At 48.2% G+C, this 18,753-nt stretch carries 15 protein-coding genes and 1 pseudogene; 5 read left to right on the forward strand and 11 right to left on the reverse strand.

Annotated elements, in window-relative coordinates; genetic code table 11:
- Window positions 1-173 precede the first annotated feature (173 nt).
- The 5 genes from glmS to BWI93_RS09410 all read right to left on the reverse strand — a co-directional run bounded on the left by glmS (window position 174) and on the right by BWI93_RS09410 (window position 6,370).
- Window positions 174-2,012, reverse strand: coding sequence for a glutamine--fructose-6-phosphate transaminase (isomerizing) (gene glmS, locus BWI93_RS09390; RefSeq protein ID WP_094810541.1), 1,839 nt, complete (start codon window positions 2,010-2,012; stop codon window positions 174-176).
- A 358-nt stretch (window positions 2,013-2,370) separates the two neighbouring features.
- Entirely contained in the window at window positions 2,371-2,847 is a 477-nt protein-coding gene (locus BWI93_RS09395) for a PA2169 family four-helix-bundle protein (RefSeq protein WP_094810543.1), read from the reverse strand.
- A gap of 170 nt (window positions 2,848-3,017) precedes the next feature.
- Window positions 3,018-4,037: a class 1 fructose-bisphosphatase gene (gene fbp, locus BWI93_RS09400; protein ID WP_094810545.1), complete on the reverse strand. Its 1,020-nt coding sequence runs from the start codon at window positions 4,035-4,037 to the stop codon at window positions 3,018-3,020.
- A 256-nt stretch (window positions 4,038-4,293) separates the two neighbouring features.
- Window positions 4,294-5,229 carry a DMT family transporter gene (locus BWI93_RS09405; RefSeq protein ID WP_255157789.1) on the reverse strand — a complete coding sequence of 312 codons (936 nt, stop codon included), beginning with the start codon at window positions 5,227-5,229 and terminating at the stop codon, window positions 4,294-4,296.
- 22 nt (window positions 5,230-5,251) lie between these two features.
- Window positions 5,252-6,370, reverse strand: coding sequence for an AI-2E family transporter (locus BWI93_RS09410; protein WP_094810547.1), 1,119 nt, complete (start codon window positions 6,368-6,370; stop codon window positions 5,252-5,254).
- 140 nt (window positions 6,371-6,510) lie between these two features.
- Here BWI93_RS09410 and BWI93_RS09415 point away from each other — a divergent pair, with 140 nt between their 5' ends.
- Entirely contained in the window at window positions 6,511-6,885 is a 375-nt protein-coding gene (locus BWI93_RS09415; RefSeq protein ID WP_094810549.1) for a Rid family detoxifying hydrolase, read from the forward strand.
- A gap of 178 nt (window positions 6,886-7,063) precedes the next feature.
- On the forward strand, window positions 7,064-7,864 hold the full coding sequence (locus BWI93_RS09420) for a hypothetical protein (RefSeq protein WP_094810551.1): 801 nt from the start codon (window positions 7,064-7,066) through the stop codon (window positions 7,862-7,864).
- 73 nt (window positions 7,865-7,937) lie between these two features.
- Here BWI93_RS09420 and rny read toward each other — a convergent pair whose 3' ends face one another.
- From rny to pheT, 4 genes are all read right to left on the reverse strand, one after another.
- Window positions 7,938-9,509, reverse strand: coding sequence for a ribonuclease Y (gene rny / locus BWI93_RS09425; RefSeq protein ID WP_094810553.1), 1,572 nt, complete (start codon window positions 9,507-9,509; stop codon window positions 7,938-7,940).
- A gap of 171 nt (window positions 9,510-9,680) precedes the next feature.
- Window positions 9,681-9,881: a cell division protein ZapA gene (locus BWI93_RS09430; protein ID WP_094810555.1), complete on the reverse strand. Its 201-nt coding sequence runs from the start codon at window positions 9,879-9,881 to the stop codon at window positions 9,681-9,683.
- Between the two features lie 288 nt (window positions 9,882-10,169).
- On the reverse strand, window positions 10,170-10,529 hold the full coding sequence (locus BWI93_RS09435) for a hypothetical protein (RefSeq protein WP_094810557.1): 360 nt from the start codon (window positions 10,527-10,529) through the stop codon (window positions 10,170-10,172).
- 59 nt (window positions 10,530-10,588) lie between these two features.
- The gene (pheT, locus tag BWI93_RS09440) at window positions 10,589-13,018 is read right to left on the reverse strand and encodes a phenylalanine--tRNA ligase subunit beta (RefSeq protein ID WP_094810559.1); all 2,430 of its coding nucleotides are present in this window, start codon (window positions 13,016-13,018) and stop codon (window positions 10,589-10,591) included.
- Between the two features lie 174 nt (window positions 13,019-13,192).
- Here pheT and BWI93_RS09445 point away from each other — a divergent pair, with 174 nt between their 5' ends.
- Entirely contained in the window at window positions 13,193-13,810 is a 618-nt protein-coding gene (locus BWI93_RS09445) for a class I SAM-dependent methyltransferase (protein WP_176454182.1), read from the forward strand.
- A gap of 361 nt (window positions 13,811-14,171) precedes the next feature.
- The gene (locus BWI93_RS09450) at window positions 14,172-15,212 is read left to right on the forward strand and encodes a tetratricopeptide repeat protein (RefSeq protein WP_141217409.1); all 1,041 of its coding nucleotides are present in this window, start codon (window positions 14,172-14,174) and stop codon (window positions 15,210-15,212) included.
- A 44-nt stretch (window positions 15,213-15,256) separates the two neighbouring features.
- Here BWI93_RS09450 and BWI93_RS09455 read toward each other — a convergent pair whose 3' ends face one another.
- Together BWI93_RS09455 and BWI93_RS09460 are read right to left on the reverse strand one after the other, a co-directional pair.
- On the reverse strand, window positions 15,257-17,170 hold the full coding sequence (locus BWI93_RS09455; RefSeq protein ID WP_094810565.1) for a redoxin domain-containing protein: 1,914 nt from the start codon (window positions 17,168-17,170) through the stop codon (window positions 15,257-15,259).
- A gap of 106 nt (window positions 17,171-17,276) precedes the next feature.
- A complete protein-coding gene (locus BWI93_RS09460; RefSeq protein WP_094810567.1) occupies window positions 17,277-17,903 on the reverse strand; it encodes a DedA family protein in 627 nt (208 codons plus the stop codon).
- A 186-nt stretch (window positions 17,904-18,089) separates the two neighbouring features.
- Between BWI93_RS09460 and BWI93_RS09465 the strand changes: the two are divergent.
- Window positions 18,090-18,613 (forward strand): annotated as a pseudogene (locus BWI93_RS09465) (acyl-CoA thioesterase).
- Window positions 18,614-18,753 lie beyond the last annotated feature (140 nt).

Genomic DNA, 18,753 nt, shown 5'->3' on the forward strand with positions numbered 1-18,753 from the left:
TATACTTCTAAGTCTGCACTCCCTGCCGTTTACCGTCCACTGACTGTATTTTGACTATTTTATGATCTATCGAAGATCAATTTGTACATTCATTAGTATTTACATCGATTTACAATGGTCTATCCAACAAAAAAAGCCATCTGGACAGATGGCTTTTTTTGAATCGGACTACTTTATTCTACGGTAACCGATTTCGCCAGGTTACGGGGCTGGTCCACATTACAACCCCGCATCACGGCAATGTGATACGACAACAATTGCAGGGGAATTACGGACAAAAGCGGCGTTAAAACTTCGTGCGTAATCGGAATTTCGATGACGTGGTCCGCCATGGTTGGAATCAGTTTATCGCCTTCCGTCACCACCGCAATCACCTTACCTTTTCGGGCCTTTACTTCCTGAATGTTCGAAACAATTTTTTCGTAGGACTGATCTCGCGTGGCGATAAATACGACGGGCATATCTTCGTCAATCAGGGCAATCGGTCCGTGTTTCATTTCCGCTGCCGGGTAGCCTTCGGCGTGGATGTAACTAATTTCCTTGAGCTTCAGGGCTCCCTCCAACGCTACGGGGAAGTTGAGGCCCCGACCCAGATAGATGAAGTTACGGGCTTCGCTGAACAAGGCTGAAATCTCCCTGATCTTTTCGGCGTTCTTCAACACCTTTTCTATTTTCTCGGGAATGCGTTCGAGTTCGAACAGGAAACGACGGAAGGTATCTTCGTGCAGAATGCCTTTCCGGCGAGCCACCGCGATGGCCATCAGCGTAAGGACAGAAACCTGAGCGGTGAAGGCTTTCGTCGAAGCCACGCCAATTTCGGGACCGGCGTGGGTGTATGCCCCTGCATGGGTAGTTCGGGGAATGGACGATCCTACGGCATTACAAACGCCCAGAATGATGGCCCCTTTGGATTTAGCCAGTTCAATAGCCGCCAGGGTGTCCATGGTTTCGCCCGACTGCGAAATGGCAATGACTACGTCACCTTCCTTAATGATGGGGTTTCGGTAGCGGAATTCAGAAGCGTATTCTACCTCAACGGGAATACGGGCCAGCTCTTCAAAAACATATTCAGCGACTAACCCCGCGTGCCAGGAGGTACCGCAGGCCACAATGACAATTCGCTGCGACTTGGCAATATCGTCCAAATACTCCCGCAGTCCTCCAAGAACCAAATGACCTTCATCAGCATTGACCCGGCCCCGGAAGCAATCCTTCACGGAGCGGGGCTGTTCGAAAATTTCTTTGAGCATGAAGTGCTCATAACCGCCTTTTTCGATTGCTTCCAGCTCAAGCTCAATGTGCTGGATGTAAGGCGATAAAACGATATTTTCGATGTTCTTAACGGTCAGTTCACCCTCGCGTACTACCGCAATCTGAAAATCATCCAGGTAAATTACCTCGTTGGTATACTCGATAATGGGCGTTGCGTCCGAAGCAAAAAAGTACTCGCCTTCTCCTACGCCAATGACCAGCGGTGAGCCTTTACGGGCGGCAATGAGTGTACCGGGTTCTTCGCGATTAATGAGAACGATGGCATACGCCCCTACGACTTCCTGCATGGCCAGCCGTACTGCTTCTTCGAGTGAGCAATAGGTTTCTTTTTGAATGTCTTCAATGAAGTTGACAAATACTTCGGAGTCGGTATCCGAATGAAACGCGTAGCCTTTGTTTTGAAGATTAAGTTTTATAGCTCCATAATTCTCAATGATCCCATTGTGAATTATCGCCAGCTTTTGCGTGTGTGAATAATGGGGGTGGGCATTCCGATCGTTCGGTTCACCGTGGGTAGCCCAACGCGTATGCCCAATACCAATATGACTGCTGAGCTGTTCTTCGTCCAGCGACTGTTCCAGATCGGATACTTTTCCTTTTTTCTTATATACATTCAGGCCCGTATCGGTGAGCAGAGCTACCCCAGCCGAGTCATAGCCTCGGTATTCCAGTCTCTTTAGGCCTTTAATGATGAGAGGATAGGCTTCGCGGTGCCCAATGTATGCTACGATTCCGCACATAGGTGGTAAAGATTAATGGAAGAAATGTAATGGAGGGTCGATACAATAGTTTTTGCACTTTTCTTACCGTACGTAAATACTACTGATTTATCTATACTGTTCAAAGCAAACAGATCAGGGGATAAATAAAAAGGGAAAGACCCTTTTTCTACATAAAATACTTAAAATCAATCACTTATTTAATAATTTTAAATATTATATATACAACTTTAAAATTATTTTCAATAAGCATTTATGTCTACTAAACTCTCTTTAACTCAATCTATTAACCTGTTTTGATTCCGTATCTGAAAACCTAAAAACAGGAAAGGCGATCCCGTTATGAGATCGCCTTTCCTGTTTTTATATAAAAGCTTTCTTAGCTCATCGATTCATGCAAATCACGGTATTTTTTCACCGCGTCATGTGAATCTTTCAGCTTTGACTTTTGCGTGCTAATCAATTGACGTACATCAGTCGTCATTGTAGCTTCTGATTCCAGAGCTGTTTGGTAGGCTTCCTGAGCGGCATCTTCACCAAACTCGCAGTTTTCGAGAATAGCTTTCCGGTCTTTACCAGAGAACGCAGCTTTGATGTCCATCCATACGCGGTAGAACTTACCAGAAGTAGTTGTTTCGTCGGTAGGCGTGCCACCGAGGCTAACAATTTCACGGCTCAACTCATCCCGATATGTGCGGCTTTCGTCGGCAAAACGGTTGAACAAAGCTTTCAAATCTACGTCTTCGAGTTCAGCTTCGTTTACTGCTTTTTCGTATCCAGCGATCCGGTCGTTATTAATACGCACTAAATCATTAAGTACATCTACTAATTTGTCGTTTGTTACTGTAGTTTCCATGACTTACTTGTTTTTGGTTGATACGCTTATGTTAATTCTGCAAAAAAACCTAAGCCAAAAATCAAATATCCCTGTAAATCAAACAGTTAAACAAATAATAAACTTACTAAATCTGTAGAAAATTGTTCCCACGCGAGCACTTATGGGTAAGCCCTGACTGTCGGTCCGTTTTATTCCGCCATGGTGCCCTGTTCAACGTATACCTGATTGGCTTCTTTCACCATATTACTAGAGCCAATACACAGGGAACTTCGTTGATGTAAATTCCTGATTTCGACCTCTAATAAACGTTGCTTCCCATCGGTAGCCATACCGCCTGCCTGTTCGACAATGAAAGCCAGCGGGTAGCATTCATACAAGAGCCGCAACTTGCCCTGAGGCGTTTTACGGGTGGGTGGATAGAAGTAAATACCTCCCTTCAGAAGATTCCGGTGAAAATCGCCCACGAGTGAACCAATGTATCGGGCTGAATACCGACGACTCCGGCATACGTCGATATACCGAAGGATGGCTTCCGGAAAATCGGGCATGTTCCCATCGTTAATTGAGTACAGATTGCCATCCTCCGGAATTTGAATGGTGGGATAGGAAAGGAAAAATTCGCCCAGTGAAGACTCGTACGTAAAGCCATTGACACCGTGTCCTGTTGTGTATACCAGCACTGTTGACGAGCCGTATAGCACGTACCCGGCGGCTACCTGAGCTTCGCCACCCTGTAAAAAATCGTTTGTGTTGACTTTAGTACCCTGTGGACTCAGACGACGATAGATGGAGAAAATCGTACCGATTGAAACATTTACATCGATGTTGGAAGATCCGTCTAAAGGATCGATGGCAACTACGTACTTAGCCTCATCGTTTCCGGTGAAAACAATATTTTCTTCTTCTTCCGACACGATCCCGGCCACTTCGCCGCCATTTCTCAAGGCCCGCATAAACCGGATATGGGCGATCATGTCCAGTTTCTGCTGGGCTTCTCCCTGAATATTGGACGTTCCGAGGGCTCCGGTCACATCCACCAGACCCGCTTTATTAATCTCCCGGTTCACGATCTTAGCCGCCAGGGCTATATCCCGTAAAAGTTGTGAAAGCTCACCGGTAGCAAAGGGAAAAGCTTCCTGGTTACGTTTGATAAATCGATCCAGGGTTACGCCGACGGGCAGGGCAATGGTTTCATCCAAAAAGGTCATAGTCGGTGCTCGTTTAAACGGTTTTGAAAAGGTTGGAATAGAAAGATTGAGTGTATAAAGGCATAGCATTCCCGTCCGTATGAAGCCCGAAAGGCGACAACGGCTGAGCTTCCTACGCTCACGCGTATTCTTAAAAAAATTAAGGAATTGTTTAACGGAAAGAGGCTAAGTACTACTGAGGATAAGACGATTAAAGCAAAAGCAAACCCTGCTTGTTATCAAAAAAATCTAATCTTTTTTTGATAACAACTGATCTTTATTTAGCGGTTGCAGGCGTTCGTTTCTTCCAGGCAATGAGCACCCCACTGCTAATGACCAACGTGATTCCGAGCAGTACAGGCAGGGAGGGCAGAGCGTCGCCTAGTAGTAACCCCAGCAGTAGGGAGAAGACAATATTTGAATAACCAACCGCCGATACCCGACCCGCTTTATCCATGCCCAAAGAACGCGTCATGGCGAGTTGAGCTGCCAGAGCCGCGGCTCCCATTCCCAGCAAGACGAGCCACTCCCAGCCCTGCGGCCATACGAAACGACCGAGCCACAGGCTTTCTGCCTTGGGCCAGTGTTCGCCCAGTACCATCGATATAGCTGGTAAGACTAGGCCTGATAGCATAAAGGAAAGAACAATGGCCCGCGTATCGTAATAGCGATTAAGTCCTCGAATAGACAGGTAAGAAATAGCCGTCAGTAACGCACAACTTAGCCCAATCAGGTGCCAGCGAAGAGGCATGGTTACGTCCGGACGAAAAATGAAGAGAATTCCCACGAAGCCCAGTCCAATCGCCGCCCACTCCCGACGGTTGAGTTTTTCGCCAAAAAACAGAAAGGAAAGAATGCTTAGAAAAATAGGATAGGTATACTGATAAGCCGAAGCCGTACCGAGTGTCAGCGTTCGTACCGAATAAAAAAGCATGTAAAGAGAAGCCGTCCCTACCACACCCCGAAAAATCAGCAGGAAGGGTTTGCCGCCCGGCTGCTGCATGGGACGGCGTCGGAGGCTGATTAAAATAAAGGTAGCCCCTACTAGATTACGAAAGAACACCAGTTCTACGGCATCGAAACGGGTACTGAGCTGCTTGGCGGTCAGCGTCATGATCGCAAACAGCAAAGAAGCCAGTAGCATCAATACAACCGCTGAAGGTTGATAGCGTTGATTATTTTTCTGAATCGGTTCGGCCGTAGATGATTGCATACTGGGAAGAAAGCTTTTGGAATCAACCGTTTTCGGCCTTTCTGCGTTCCCAGATTCGCATCCACCGCGGCAACATCGGTTGTTTGGCGTCGTCGGGCTGATCATCGCCAATGAGTATGCCCCAGGGTTCCAGCCCTTCGACCCGGTCGAAAACGACTTTCATCAGGGCAATCGCCGGAATGGAAAGAAACATCCCCGATACACCAGCCAATGCTCCGCCAATGAGTACGCCCACGATGGATACTAAAGCATTGACCTTTACTTTCGAACCGACAATCATCGGTACTAAGAAGTTATTATCAATGAATTGTACGGCTAGAAACACGCCTACCACGCCCAGCAGCATCGAAGGCTCCGGATTATTAATAAACACAATGGCAACGGCCAGTACCGTTGCAATGATGCCTCCCAAATAAGGAATTAAGTTCAAAATGGCGGCGATGACGCTCAGCATGATGGCATACTCCACGCCCAAAGCCAGTAATCCCAGAGCATTAAGAATGGCTACACAAGCGGTTTCAAGCAGCAGGCCGACCACGTAACTTTGAATAACGGTCTTTACCTGCCCAATAATTTCCCAGACCCGCCCGGCGTGTTCTTCCACAAAGAGTGATACCAGAAACTTAAGCAACATGGCCCGGTAGTACAGCAATAAGAAGACATAAATGGGAATCAAAGCCAGGGTTCCGAGGGGTCCCGAGATAGCCGCTAAGGCTCCCGTACCGCCCTGCAGGTTTTCGAGCGTTTTCTGCTGGGCCTGCTTGATGTACTGAGCCTGTTTCGTATAACTGACATTGTACTCCTGGCGAACCCAGCGACGGGCTACCCGGTAAAAGTCATTGATGTTTTGCTGCAGCTTCGGCAGATCATCCGAGAAATTGGAAATCTGTATGGAAATGAAGATGGCTACGCCCGACAAGACAATAACGGCTAGTAACAACGTCAGACAAATAGCGATTACTTTATGAACGCCCCTCCGCATAAACCAGGCTTCTACGGGTCTTAACAGAATGGCCAATAAGCCTCCCAACGCCAGGGGCACAATAATTTCCTGTCCAATGTAAATACCCAGCGTAACGAGGCTAATGATAATTAAAGAGTGAGAAGCCCGGTGATAGAACGGACGGTCGGAAGCTGGCATGTCGATAATTCGTATAAGGAGCTGACTAATGAACCTTCCTTTGATTAAAAAGTTTTAACGTACTCAAGTCTTAAGATTAACGTTCTTTAACTGCACGCTTTTTTTTTAACTTGCCCTTTTAAATACTTGTAAAGAGACCAATGAACAAGCAAATTATTTTCACTCCCAATGCACCCGCACCCATCGGACCTTATTCTCAAGCAGTAAAAATAGATGGTCGTTTGTACGTTTCCGGTCAGATCGCTGCCGATCTAGCCGCCAGCCAGGCCGGAATTCAAGCTGAAGCCCGTCAAGTTATGGTAAGCATTGGCGAAATTTTACATGCAGCAGGCATGAATTACCACAATATCGTTAAGACCACCATCTTCCTGAAAGATATGAACGATTTTGCGGAAGTAAACGCCATCTATGGCGAGTTCTTCTCGGGGGACTATCCAGCCCGTGAAACCGTTCAGGTTAGCCGCCTGCCTAAAGATGTTTCCGTAGAAATTTCGGTAGTAGCTCTTATTGATTAAGTATTCTAAGTAGCGTTTTATGCTTCAAAGCAACATTTCGTAATTCCGTTGCCTTGAAGCATAAAACGCCCCCTTACACATTTCTGGTGACCAACCCTCGCCGTTAAAATCTGTTAATTCTTTCATCATCAGTAGCTTCCTCCGTATTTTCGGCTAGTCAACCGCATCCGCACTAGCTATGAAAATCTACCTTTACTTTTTCACGATTGTCCTTCTTTCGGCTTCCTGTACGCATTCGACGCTACAGCTCAAGTCACTTAATCCCGATACTCATCCGGAAAATGGCCTGGAAGTAGCTCGCCAGATGAATGACAGTTTAAAAGTCGTTACGGCTTTTGAATCCGTTTATCTCAGCCGTCAACCGGGAGCCAATATTGAGTATCTGATTTTTGATACGGAAATTACGAATCTCACCGAGCGGCCCATCGAAATCAACCCACATGATTTCGAAAGTACTGCCCTGGATGAAATGCAAACCCTGTTACTCTACAAAACATCCGCCCGTACGTTCAACGCCTGGCGAAAAAGAGGCCTGGATCCAGACCTGGAATTACAGCGAGTAGCCCGGCAAATCAAGCAGGAACGGAAGATTCTTCAATTCAATAAAGTGTTCAATACCGTCTTACTGGTGGGTTTGGTTGCCGCCGACGTAGCGACCCAAACGAATTCACGGCAAACCTATCACGAGTACGCTTCCAAGCGGGCGGGCATTGCCGCCGGCTGGCAAACCCTGGCGATTAAGCGGGTAGCTGATCACCAGCGTTTTGGGAATCGGATGGATCAGCTTACCTGGGAACAGGGCAACTTCGAGCGGGAAACGTTTCGCCACATGGTACTTCAACCGGGTGAGGCCATGCGGGGTAAACTCCTGCTGGAGTCCAACCGGGCGGCCCACTTCTACGAAATCACTTATCCAGCCCGTAACCCGGCCCTTTCATTCCGGTTTGAACAAAAACGCGTGAAAGACAAGCGAAGATAAGTAGCGTCTTCGCCTGTAAACGCAGGAACCCCGCTGATTGATACCAGCGGGGTTCCTGCGTTTACAGACTTGCTTATTTTGCGTAAGCTACGGAACGCATTTCCCGAATTACCGTCACTTTGATCTGACCGGGATACTGCATTTCTTTCTCAATTTTCTGTGAAATATCGTAGCTCAGCTGACCCGCTTTTTCATCCGATACGTTATCCGAATCCACGATGACGCGAAGTTCACGACCGGCCTGAATGGCGTAGCACTTATCTACGCCGTTGAAGTTGAGGGCCAGAGCTTCCAGGTCTTTCAAACGCTGAATGTAGCTTTCCATCATTTCCCGACGGGCTCCGGGACGTGAACCACTAATGGCGTCGCATACCTGCACGATGGGGGAAATCATACTGGTCATCTCAATTTCGTCGTGGTGAGCTCCAATGGCGTTGCAAACTTCCGGGTGCTCCTTGTACTTCTGGGCCATTTCCATACCCAGAATGGCGTGCGGTAATTCCGGCTCTTCGTGCCATACTTTACCAATATCGTGCAGCAGACCCGCCCGTTTGGCCAGCTTCGCATTCAGCCCGAGTTCGGAAGCCATCGTTGCACACAACTTGGCTACTTCGCGGGAATGTTGGAGCAGGTTCTGACCGTACGAAGACCGGAAACGCATCCGACCTACCATCTTGATCAATTCCGGGTGCAAGCCGTGGATACCCAGATCAATCACCGTACGTTCACCGATTTCAACGATTTCGTCTTCGATATTCTTCCGCGTTTTAGCAACCACCTCTTCGATACGAGCCGGGTGAATACGGCCATCCTGTACCAGTCGATGGAGCGACAAACGGGCGATTTCACGGCGTACGGGATCAAAACCCGAAATCACAATCGCATCCGGCGTATCATCTACAATGATTTCCACGCCCACGGCCGATTCCAGTGTCCGGATATTCCGTCCTTCACGGCCAATGATTTTACCTTTAATATCGTCCGATTCGATATTGAAAACCGAGACGCAGTTTTCGATGGCCTGTTCCGCCGCCGTCCGCTGGATGGTTTCAATAACGATTTTCTTCGCTTCTTTCGTTGCCGTCAGTTTGGCTTCTTCTACGATGTTTTTTACGTAGCTGGAGGCCCGGGTTTCCGCTTCGGCTTTCAGGTTATCGACCAGTTGCTGACGAGCTTCATCAGCAGTTAGACCGGCGATTTTTTCGAGCTGGGAAACGGCACTGGTGCGGGCTTTCTCGGCCTCATCCACTTTCCGTTTCGCTGACTCCTGCTGCTGGGCTAACTGCTGCCGCTGCTTTTCCAGTTCGTCTTCCTTGCGTTTCGCCTGTTCACGTTGCTGATTGATCTGACGCTCAAAATCCTTCAGTTTCGCTTCATTTTCCTGAAGAACACGTTTCCGCTTATTGGTTTCTTCTTCAAATTCAGCCCGGCGTTTAAGAAAATTTTCTTTCGCTTCAAGAATCCGCTGATTTTTGAGGTTTTCCGCTTTTTCTTCGGCGTTTTTAATAATGTCGACGGCTCTTACTTCGGCCTCTGCTTCCCGATTTTTAATCGCTTTCCCTAAGAATATCCGGGTAATAAAGAATACTATTCCCGCTGTAATGAGGGTATCGAGCAAATACAATAGAATACTACTATCCTGCATTTGTCTGTATGGTTAAATAATAGTGAAACCAAACAGTCCTCTGCCGGAGACCGTTAAAAGTGAAGAAAAACAGGGATCTCTAGTGTATCAATCAATTCCGCAGTACCGGATTGACTAATTCATCCATCATTTCGAGCTGAGCAAAAGCCTGATGCTGTAAGGCATTGAGCTTCAGATTAGTAACCATGCAAAAAGCATCACACGCGTCATCCGCTCGTGCATGCTGTGAACATTTTCCTTCTCGAGTAATTGCTGCATTTGCTGATTCAATAGTTTAGCCGCTTCCCGAATGTAGAGTTCATCTTCTTTCGGAATCGTCATTTCGTATTGCGTGCCAGCAAGCTGTATGTGGATGGTACGATTCGTTCCCATGCAAAAGTAGTTATGGCTTATTATCGCTCTAACTGCATTTTCTTCGGTCTTTTAATCGGCGGTTGAGCCGGTCAGATGGCCTGTATTACAATCTAAACTTTTACAAGTTTAGTACTTAAAAGTGAAATTATGCAAATATTGTGTGGGCTATTCATTCCGAATGATTGGCTTTTCGCAATAAATTATAGGCTTTAATCCTATTTTCACCTGGGCCATCGGTTCTTTTTTACCCTTACACCCTCTGATTTGGCTTCACTTTTCTTTGGTACAGCAATTCCTTTTAAATCGCTATTCCGATAATTTTTTAATGGCCTTGTCCACTTCCTGAATGAAATGATCAACCTGAATACGCAACGCTTCGGGATTATCCGGGTTCAGTGAATCCAGAGCAACCCGGCTCATCCGGCCTTTTTGCTCACTGCGTTTCCGCAAGTCCGAAAGTTCCGTTTTCTGCTTTTTGATGATTTCATCCCGCTCCTTCAACAACGAATGTAGGCCTTCCAGCTCCCGTTGTTTGTCCTGCAAGATCATATTCATTTGCTCCATCTGGGAAATGAGCGTGCGTATCTTCAGTTCCAGATGCTGGCCTTTGGCACGCAGACGTTCTTCCAGTTCATCCGCCGAGCGGGAGGTATCCAGGGGATTCATCAAGGGTATGGTACGTTTAGCGTTTGGAGGTACGGAAATCGCTTCCCGTACCCTGAAACTTATTTTCGAATGACAGCTTCTAATTCTTTTTCAAAACCAAGCATCAGTCGATTCATGGTTTTGTCGATTTGACTATCCGTCAGCGTTTGCGAAGCATCCAGCAGAGTGAAACTTACCGAGTACGACTTTTTGCCTTCGCCCAGATTAGGCCCTTCGTAAATATCAAATACGTTCAGACTTTGCAGGAGGTTTTTCTCATACTTGAAAGCGACTTCCTGAATCTGTTTAAAGCTAACGGTTTTATCCAGTACCAGCGACAAATCACGGCGTACTTCGGGGAATTTCGAAATCTCCTGGAACGTCACTTCCGTGGTGTAATGATCCAGCAAAGCGGCCCAATCCAGATCAGCGAAGAATACCGCCTGTTTCAGATCCGTCAGCTTGGTCAAATCGCTGCGTACTAAACCGATGGTCGCCAGTACTTGTTTTCCTTTGAGGTACTGCAAACCATACGCCCACACGTTTCCGGTTTCTACTTCCTGCGTAGTCAGGCCTTTCACACCCATCTTTTTGAAAATCCGGTTCACCGTACTAACCAGATCGTGGAAAGCTACGGGCCGACTTTTCTGCTGCCAGCTCTCCGAAACGATGTTTCCGGTTAGATACAGAGCCAGGTGCGGTTTCTCGACGTACTGGTGAGGCTGCATCTTGTGATACGTTTTCCCAAACTCGAAAAACTTCAGATCCCGTTGACGCCGGTTGACGTTATGGGCCAGAGCTTCCAGGCCGGAGAATAGCATACTTTGCCGCATTACACCCAAATCTTCGCTCAATTTATTCAGAATCTCGACATCTTCACCAGGCAGACTATCTTTTATACTGGCCGCGTAGGCCGGTTTCGTCAATGAATTAGTGAAAATCTCCTGAAAACCAGCTCCGGCCAGCAACTGAGAAATTTTGAACGGAACGCGTTCCCGGTCTTTGGAAGGCTCGGGGAACTTCGCCAGATAGTCGGTCCGTAGATTAACCGACAGGCTGATGTTGTTTAATCCGTAAATCCGCAGGATTTCTTCAATCACGTCAGCTTCCCGCGTAACGTCCACGCGATAAGCCGGAATCGAAGCCGTGAAGCCTTCTTCCGTACCATTCCAGACTTTAATATCCAGATCCGTCAGAATTTGGTGGATTTGCTCATGCGGAATTTTTTGTCCGATCAGGCGGTCAATATTCCGGTAGCTCATCAGCACCTGAGCGGGTTTGAACTGAGCCGGATGCGTATCCGTAATTTCACTCGTAATCTTTCCGCCGGCCAGTTCCTGCATGAGCAGTGCCGCCCGCTTGAGCGTGTACAGCTTGAAATTGGGGTCCGTTCCGCGTTCAAATCGGAAACTGGCGTCTGTTTTCAGGCCATGTCGCATGGATGATTTCCGTACCCAGTCGGGCGAGAAGTACGCCACTTCCAGAAACACCCGCGTCGTCGTTTCCTTGATGCCCGATTCCTGGCCACCAAATACGCCCGCAATGCCTACGGGTTTTTCAGCATCGCAGATCATCAGGTCTTCACTGGAAAGCGTCCGTTCGATTCCGTCGAGCGTCACGAATTTCGTCCCTTCCGGCATGGTTTTCACCACGATTTTCTGTCCGGCCAGTTCGTGCCAGTCGTAGGCGTGCATCGGCTGACCCAGCTCGTGGCAGATGAAGTTGGTTATGTCGACAATGTTGTTGATGGGTCGCAAACCAATGGCCAGCAGCGATTGCTTGAGCCAGTCAGGCGATTCCGCCACTTTCACCCCGTCAATCGTAACCCCACAGAACCGTGGACAAGCTTCGGTATTTTCCACCACTACGTCAATCGGATGCTGATTGTTGGCGGCGTAAAAGTTATCCGCAAAAGGCAGCTTAATATCCCGGTGCAAGAGTGCTTTCAGGTCGCGGGCTACGCCAATGTGCGAAGCGGCATCGGCCCGGTTGGGCGTCAGGCCAATCACAATGCGGTAATCCGGTTCCAGTTTGAAGTAAGTAGCTGCGGGCGTACCGTTGGGGAGATCGGTGGTGAGTACCATGATTCCCGCGTGGCTGGTACCCAGACCCAGCTCGTCTTCGGCACAAATCATCCCTTCGGAAGGGTGACCGTACACTTTACGCTTACCGATGGTAAACGGTTCGCCATTCGTTGGATAAATGGTGGCTCCTACTGTAGCGACGACCACGCGTTGACCCGCGGCGACGTTCGCAGCTCCGCAAACGATGGTCGTGGGTTCCCCCGTACCAATGTCGACGGTGGTCAGGTGTAATTGTTTTTCTTTGACGGTAAACGGCTCACACGTCAATACTTCGCCAATCACCACGCCCTGCAAACCACCCGGTACGGAATCAATGCGTTCGATTTCTTCCACTTCGAGGCCACAGCCCGTCAGTAACTGGTCTAATTCTTCGGGCGACTCGGTCAGGGAAATGTATTGTTTGAGCCAATTAAGGGAAATATTCATAGTACTTCGGGTACAATCACTTGGAAAAGGTCCTTTACAGCCAGACCGATTTGCAAAAATAACTAATTTGAAAAAGGGAACAGAAGGATTATTAGAATTCGCTTAAATTCATCAAAAAGTACGTTTCTCTTTTGTTTTCCATGCCAAGTTTTAAGCCCCTGCTTTTCTCTGATTTTGTATGTCCAACCCCCACCCTGCCCTTGGTTATTCATTCCTGCGCCCGCGTACGAGTGGGCCCTGTGGCTAGGCGTACCCGAACGTAAGATTCGTTCCTATCTCATCGAACATATTGACGCCCATCAGCCCTTACTGGATTTTGGTTGTGGTACGGGTAATTTCCTTCAACAGTTACAGCAGACCCATCCGCAGCAAACCATTCGTGGGCTGGATACCGACCCTTACATGGTTCGCGTGAGTCGTCGAAAATCCGTACCCGTCGATTACTACGCTTCCGGACCCCTGCCCTACGCGGGCGAGCGGTTTGGTACCGTAACGAGCACCTGGGTTTTTGAACATTTTTCAGTCGAAGAATCGCTGTTTTACTTTCGGGAAATTCGACGGATTCTCCAGCCCGGTGGCACGCTCTGGCTGGGTGACTGGGGTCCATCCCAAGGCCCAACGCAACGGGTACTGGGACGCCTCGTCCACTGGATCGACCCGACCCAGAACGGACTGGGCCCGGCGGGTCGCTGGCCGGAACTATTAGCTCAGGCAGGCTTTTCTACCGTGCTGATTCCGTACCAGATTGCAACGCGACTGGGCACCTTTTACTACTGGAAATGTCATTTTTGATGCCCAAAAAGCCCGGCTTATGTCGTATCTTGCCCCACTGTCCAATCTTTTTGTACCATTCTATGTATTTTTTCTTCTAGTTTGTGGTATAAAAACACTGGTACAAACGTTTATTTGCTCATCCTGTCTTTTACAGTCCTTTCTTCTCCCCAGGGAAACGGATGTTGGTAAAGGCGGTTGACAGCCGGGTAATTCTTCATCAGATTACGTTAATTTTCGTTAATTGAAAAAACTATATTTGTCGAAGTCCCTGGAGTCGTTCATTTTCGGCCACTGGCTGGTATGGCCGGACCGGAGCAGCGAAAATATTTTCCAGCTCACGACCTTAAGATAGATCCAAAACGACTGCCATGAAACCGTTTTGTTTGTTGTTGTTTTTTTGTTTTCCCAGTCTTTACTGGCTCAGGATATTGATAAAGAAAAGCTCAAAGGTGTTTGGGTAGCGAAACGGGTTGAATACCGCAACGGGTACCAAATGATGAGTGACGCTGAAGTCGATAAGTCCAATATTGTTTTTGTTTTTGAAGATCGGCGACTACGGTTTTATACCAATGAGAAGGCCACTACGGTAAGCTACACGCTGAGTGGTAACCGCATTCGTACGGCAGAAAACGCCACCTACACGATCGATAAACTCACGGATTACGAATTACAGCTTTCCGAGCAGACTTCCTCCGTCATGCGTACTGATCAGCTTCGGTTTATCTGTGCCCGTCAGGAAGCCACCAGTTACGACGATTACATTCGCAAGAAATTCGTTCTGCCCGCCGCCCGCTTTGATCGGGATACGTTCTACGTCATGAACGAAACAATCTTCCCTAAATTCCGTACGCGGCTGATTGACAGCAGTTTCTACGAAACATACCAGAATTCCTATACGTATATCGAAGATGCGTTCCGGCAGCTGGCTCGTCCGCGTCGGGATCGCTTTCGGGTGAGTTTCATTGTGAATCGTACGGGCCGGATTGAAAATATTCAAATCGTGGAGAGTTCGGACCCGAAAATGGACGATAACCTGCGAACGGCCATTAAAGCTTCTGAAGGCATGTGGATTCCCGCGACCGTTGGCCGCAAGCCAGTACGGGTGCAGGTGAATTACGAGTTTCCGTACGGCATCCCCGAAAATCGGCAACTCACCCTGGATGACATCAAGGCGTTAAAAGCGAAAGATTTGTTTGAAACGGGCTTACAACACTATAATCGACAGCGGTACGATCAGGCACTGGCCGTATTCAATCAGTGTATTGAATTAGATCCCGGCAACGTATCGATTCGTTTCAATCGGGCCGCTACCTTCTACAAACTCAACCGTCTGCCGGAAGCGTGCCAGGACTGGAAACTTCTGGAACGAGCGGGAGAAAAAGAAGCGACGAAATTGTTAAAGAAACATTGTCAGAATTAACGAAGAAAGGCCGGTTACCCGGCCTTTCTTCGTTAGCAGACTAGTTATTTCGTTTCTTCCCGTAACATTTCAACCATCTGGCTCACTTCCTCAGCGGTGGCTTCGGCATTGCCAGTAAAGCCTGAGCTTTTAAAACGAATCTGGCCCTTTCTATCCAGTACAAATTTGGTAGGGATACCGCTTACCTTGAAACGCGTAACCACCTCATCGGTATCGTCCAGTACCACCCGAAAGTTATACTTGTTTTTAGCGATGAAGTCAGCCGCATTCTTTTGCTTATCCGCTTCTTTTTGCCAGGTATTCACGAATAGAAAAGCAACATCCGGATCGTTTTCATACCGCGTTACGGCCTTCTGCATACCGGGGAAAGACGCAATACAGGGACCGCACCAGGTAGCCCAGAAATCTACCACGACTATTTTCCCCTGTAAGGAAGCCAGACTAACGGGTTTCCCTTCCAGATCCGTAAGTGTAAAGGCTGGAGCGGGTTTCCGGATCATCATTTCCTGCAAAGTAGCCTTCACGCGATCCGCCACTTCCTTTTTGATACCTGCCCAGTGGGTATCGTAGTCAGCCACACCTTTTTCTTGGGTGTAGACTTGTTTGAATAATTCTTCTATTTTCGGCGTTCCTTTGCCTTTACGCAGAGCCGCCTCCAGCACCGGTAATGCCTGAGCAGACTGTCCGGCCTGCACGAGTGCTTCAACGTACCGCTGGGTGATATCGGGCTCCTCGTATTTTCCATAAGTGACAGCCGCTTGTTTCATCGCCTCAAGAGCGGGCTCTAATCTTCCCTGCTTCATCAAAATAAACCCATACGTATCGGCGTAATAAGCATACGTATTCTCCCGATTTTTCCGAATGGCTGCATCCGTCAGATAGGACTCATCCGTCCCAGACCGGGGTTTATCCAGTTGGTTTTTCGCCCATTCAGATGCTTTCAGGGAAAGACGCTCGGCCTGGGGCAGATTTTCGCCCGCTTCGGCCTTTTCCCAGGCGTAGGAATTGTAGGCGGTGGCAATGGGAGCTGCGAAATCAGGTTGTTTCTCCAGTGTTTTCAGTACTTCCCATTGGCCCTTTCGAACATAGGCCGTAGCGAGTTGGCTAGCCATGTAACTGATGTAGAAATTAGCTTCCGGTATGCCTGCAAACTGCTGCTTTGCCTTTCCCCAGATCGCTCTTTTTTTAGTAAGGTCTTTTTCCTCACTGAATGTTTTATAGATGCTTCGAAGGGCCGCCGTTCCTTTGGGAAAGACAGTGCGTATCTTCGTTTCATAGTTCTGAGCTTCCTGGGGTTGTTCTAACTTCTGATAAGCCAGGATGAGTGCTTTCATCTCGTCCTCCGTAAGCTTGGGTTGACGGGCCAGTCGGGCGGCTTCACTTTTGAGCAAAGCCTGATCCGTACGGTTGTTCAGAGAGTACACGTAGGGAAAAATAAAACGAGGTTTGGTAGCTGGATTTTCCTGAAATTCCTTTTCAAACAGCCTATGAATGGTTTCCGGATTGGGTTCAAGTTCCAGGATATTGTCAGCCCACTCATTCAGCCACACGGCTGCAGCCGCCCGACTACCCGGCAGCACCTGGTCATTGGTATACAAAAGCTGTAGATACCCTTGTTCGGCATTGGTATCGTGGACTTTTCGCCCGTTAGAAAAATCGAACGCAACTACCAAAGCCGTTTTGGGAAGTACAAACGCCCCTTCCCAGTGCTTGTCTTTTTTAGAAAGCGGAATCGTTAGGGCAACGGGATTCTTTTTTGACAAGACATAAGCCGTAGCCTCGATCAGGGGGCTGGCAACCAGTTTCGCTTCGGTCGGGGTATACACTACCTGAACCGACTGGCCGGGTTGGGGTCTGGCAGGAGTAATCCTGAGGTTAGGAGCGTCGAACTGAGCTTTTGAGAAGCCGGGGGTTAGTACCAACAACGTGGCTACCAGCCGGAGTAAGATTCGTTTCATAGGTAAGGTTTTATTTGAAAGGGGTACTTCGAAAGATACCTCTTTTCAGCATCTTCTGAAATACCCCTTCTTCAAAACCTCTTGACTATGCATTCAACCTATTCGCCTACTTCATATCCCGACGGGCATTCAGGTAACCTTTAACGACTGTAAACGTCGTGACGGCCAGGAAGAAAATGATGATGTAATGCACGTAGTTAATAATACCGGGAAACTTCTCGCCCAGATAGTACCCACCGCCCGAAAGCAGAATTGTCCAGAGGGCTCCACCAATGACGTTATACGTCATGAAATGCGGAAAATCGAGCTTGATCATACCCGATAAAATCGGTGCAAACGTACGAACCACGGGCAAAAATCGACTGATAATCAAAACACTGGAACCATATCTCAAAAAATATTGACGAGTCGTTTCGATGTTCTTTTTCTTGAAAAACAGGGAATCGGGCCGGTTTTCGAGCCTACCGCCGAAGTACTTTCCAAAGAGATACCCTGTCAGCGAACCAAAGACAGCCGCTCCCAGAATACAGGCTAGTAGTACAGGCAGGGTCGCGTTTAGTACGCCCGTTCCGCAGAATACGCCCGCCAGAAAAAGTAAGTAATCGCCGGGAAGAAAGAAGGCAAAGAATAAACCGTTCTCCGCGAAAACGATTAAGGTGATGGCCACCAGGCCACCGGTTTGAATAATCTCCCGGGAATCCGTTAAAAAGGTTAACCAGTCTGGCAAATTCATGGCTTGCTACTAATTTTCGACGAATTTAGCGGAGTTGTTTGGTATAGCCGATTCATTCCAGCGAATTTTACCGTAAACTACACGAGCGGTTGGTAAGCCGATCGTTCGATTGCTTCGTCGGCCCCCGGTTCTGCCGGAGCCTGCTGCTTCATCAACGTTGAATCTTGATTCTGAACATTCACTGCTTTGACTCAGTCCAAATTTGCCTCCGAATCCCTGACGACCATGACTGAAATGGTCTTTCCCAACGATACCAATAATCTGGGTAATCTGATGGGGGGAAACCTGTTACGTCTGATGGATATTTGCGGTGCGATTGCCGCCCAGAAGCATTCCCGCCACGTGGTCGTTACGGCTTCGGTGGATAACGTAGCGTTTAAAGACCCGATTCCCCTGGGTAGTGTCATTACGCTGCGGGCCTTCGTGACGCGGGCGTCAATTCGTCCATGGAAGTATTCATCGACGTACACGCGGAGAATATTCCGGCCGGTGAACGCTTCATGACAAACCGGGCTTTTTATACCTTCGTGGCCGTAGGTGCCGATGGAAAACCGTCGACGGATATTCCGGAAGTAGTGCCGCAGACGGACGAAGAAAAATCGCTGTACGATGCCGCCCTTCGTCGCCGTCAATTACGTCTGGTTCTGGCCGGACGGATGATGCCCGCTGAAGCAACGGAGCTGGCTAAATTATTCGAACTGCAAGCCTAAGCTTTTTCCTGGAAAGTCGGTAACAAACATAGAAGGCAGCGTTTCAAGCGGACGTTTGATTCAGGGAAAAAACTTCCATTTCCTGAATACAAACCTGCCTGAAACGCTGCCAACAAATTTCTTTTTAACCGTCGCTTGCG

Origin of the sequence: Siphonobacter sp. BAB-5385 (assembly GCF_002261125.1) — a bacterium.
Taxonomy (GTDB): Bacteria; Bacteroidota; Bacteroidia; order Cytophagales; family Spirosomataceae; genus Siphonobacter.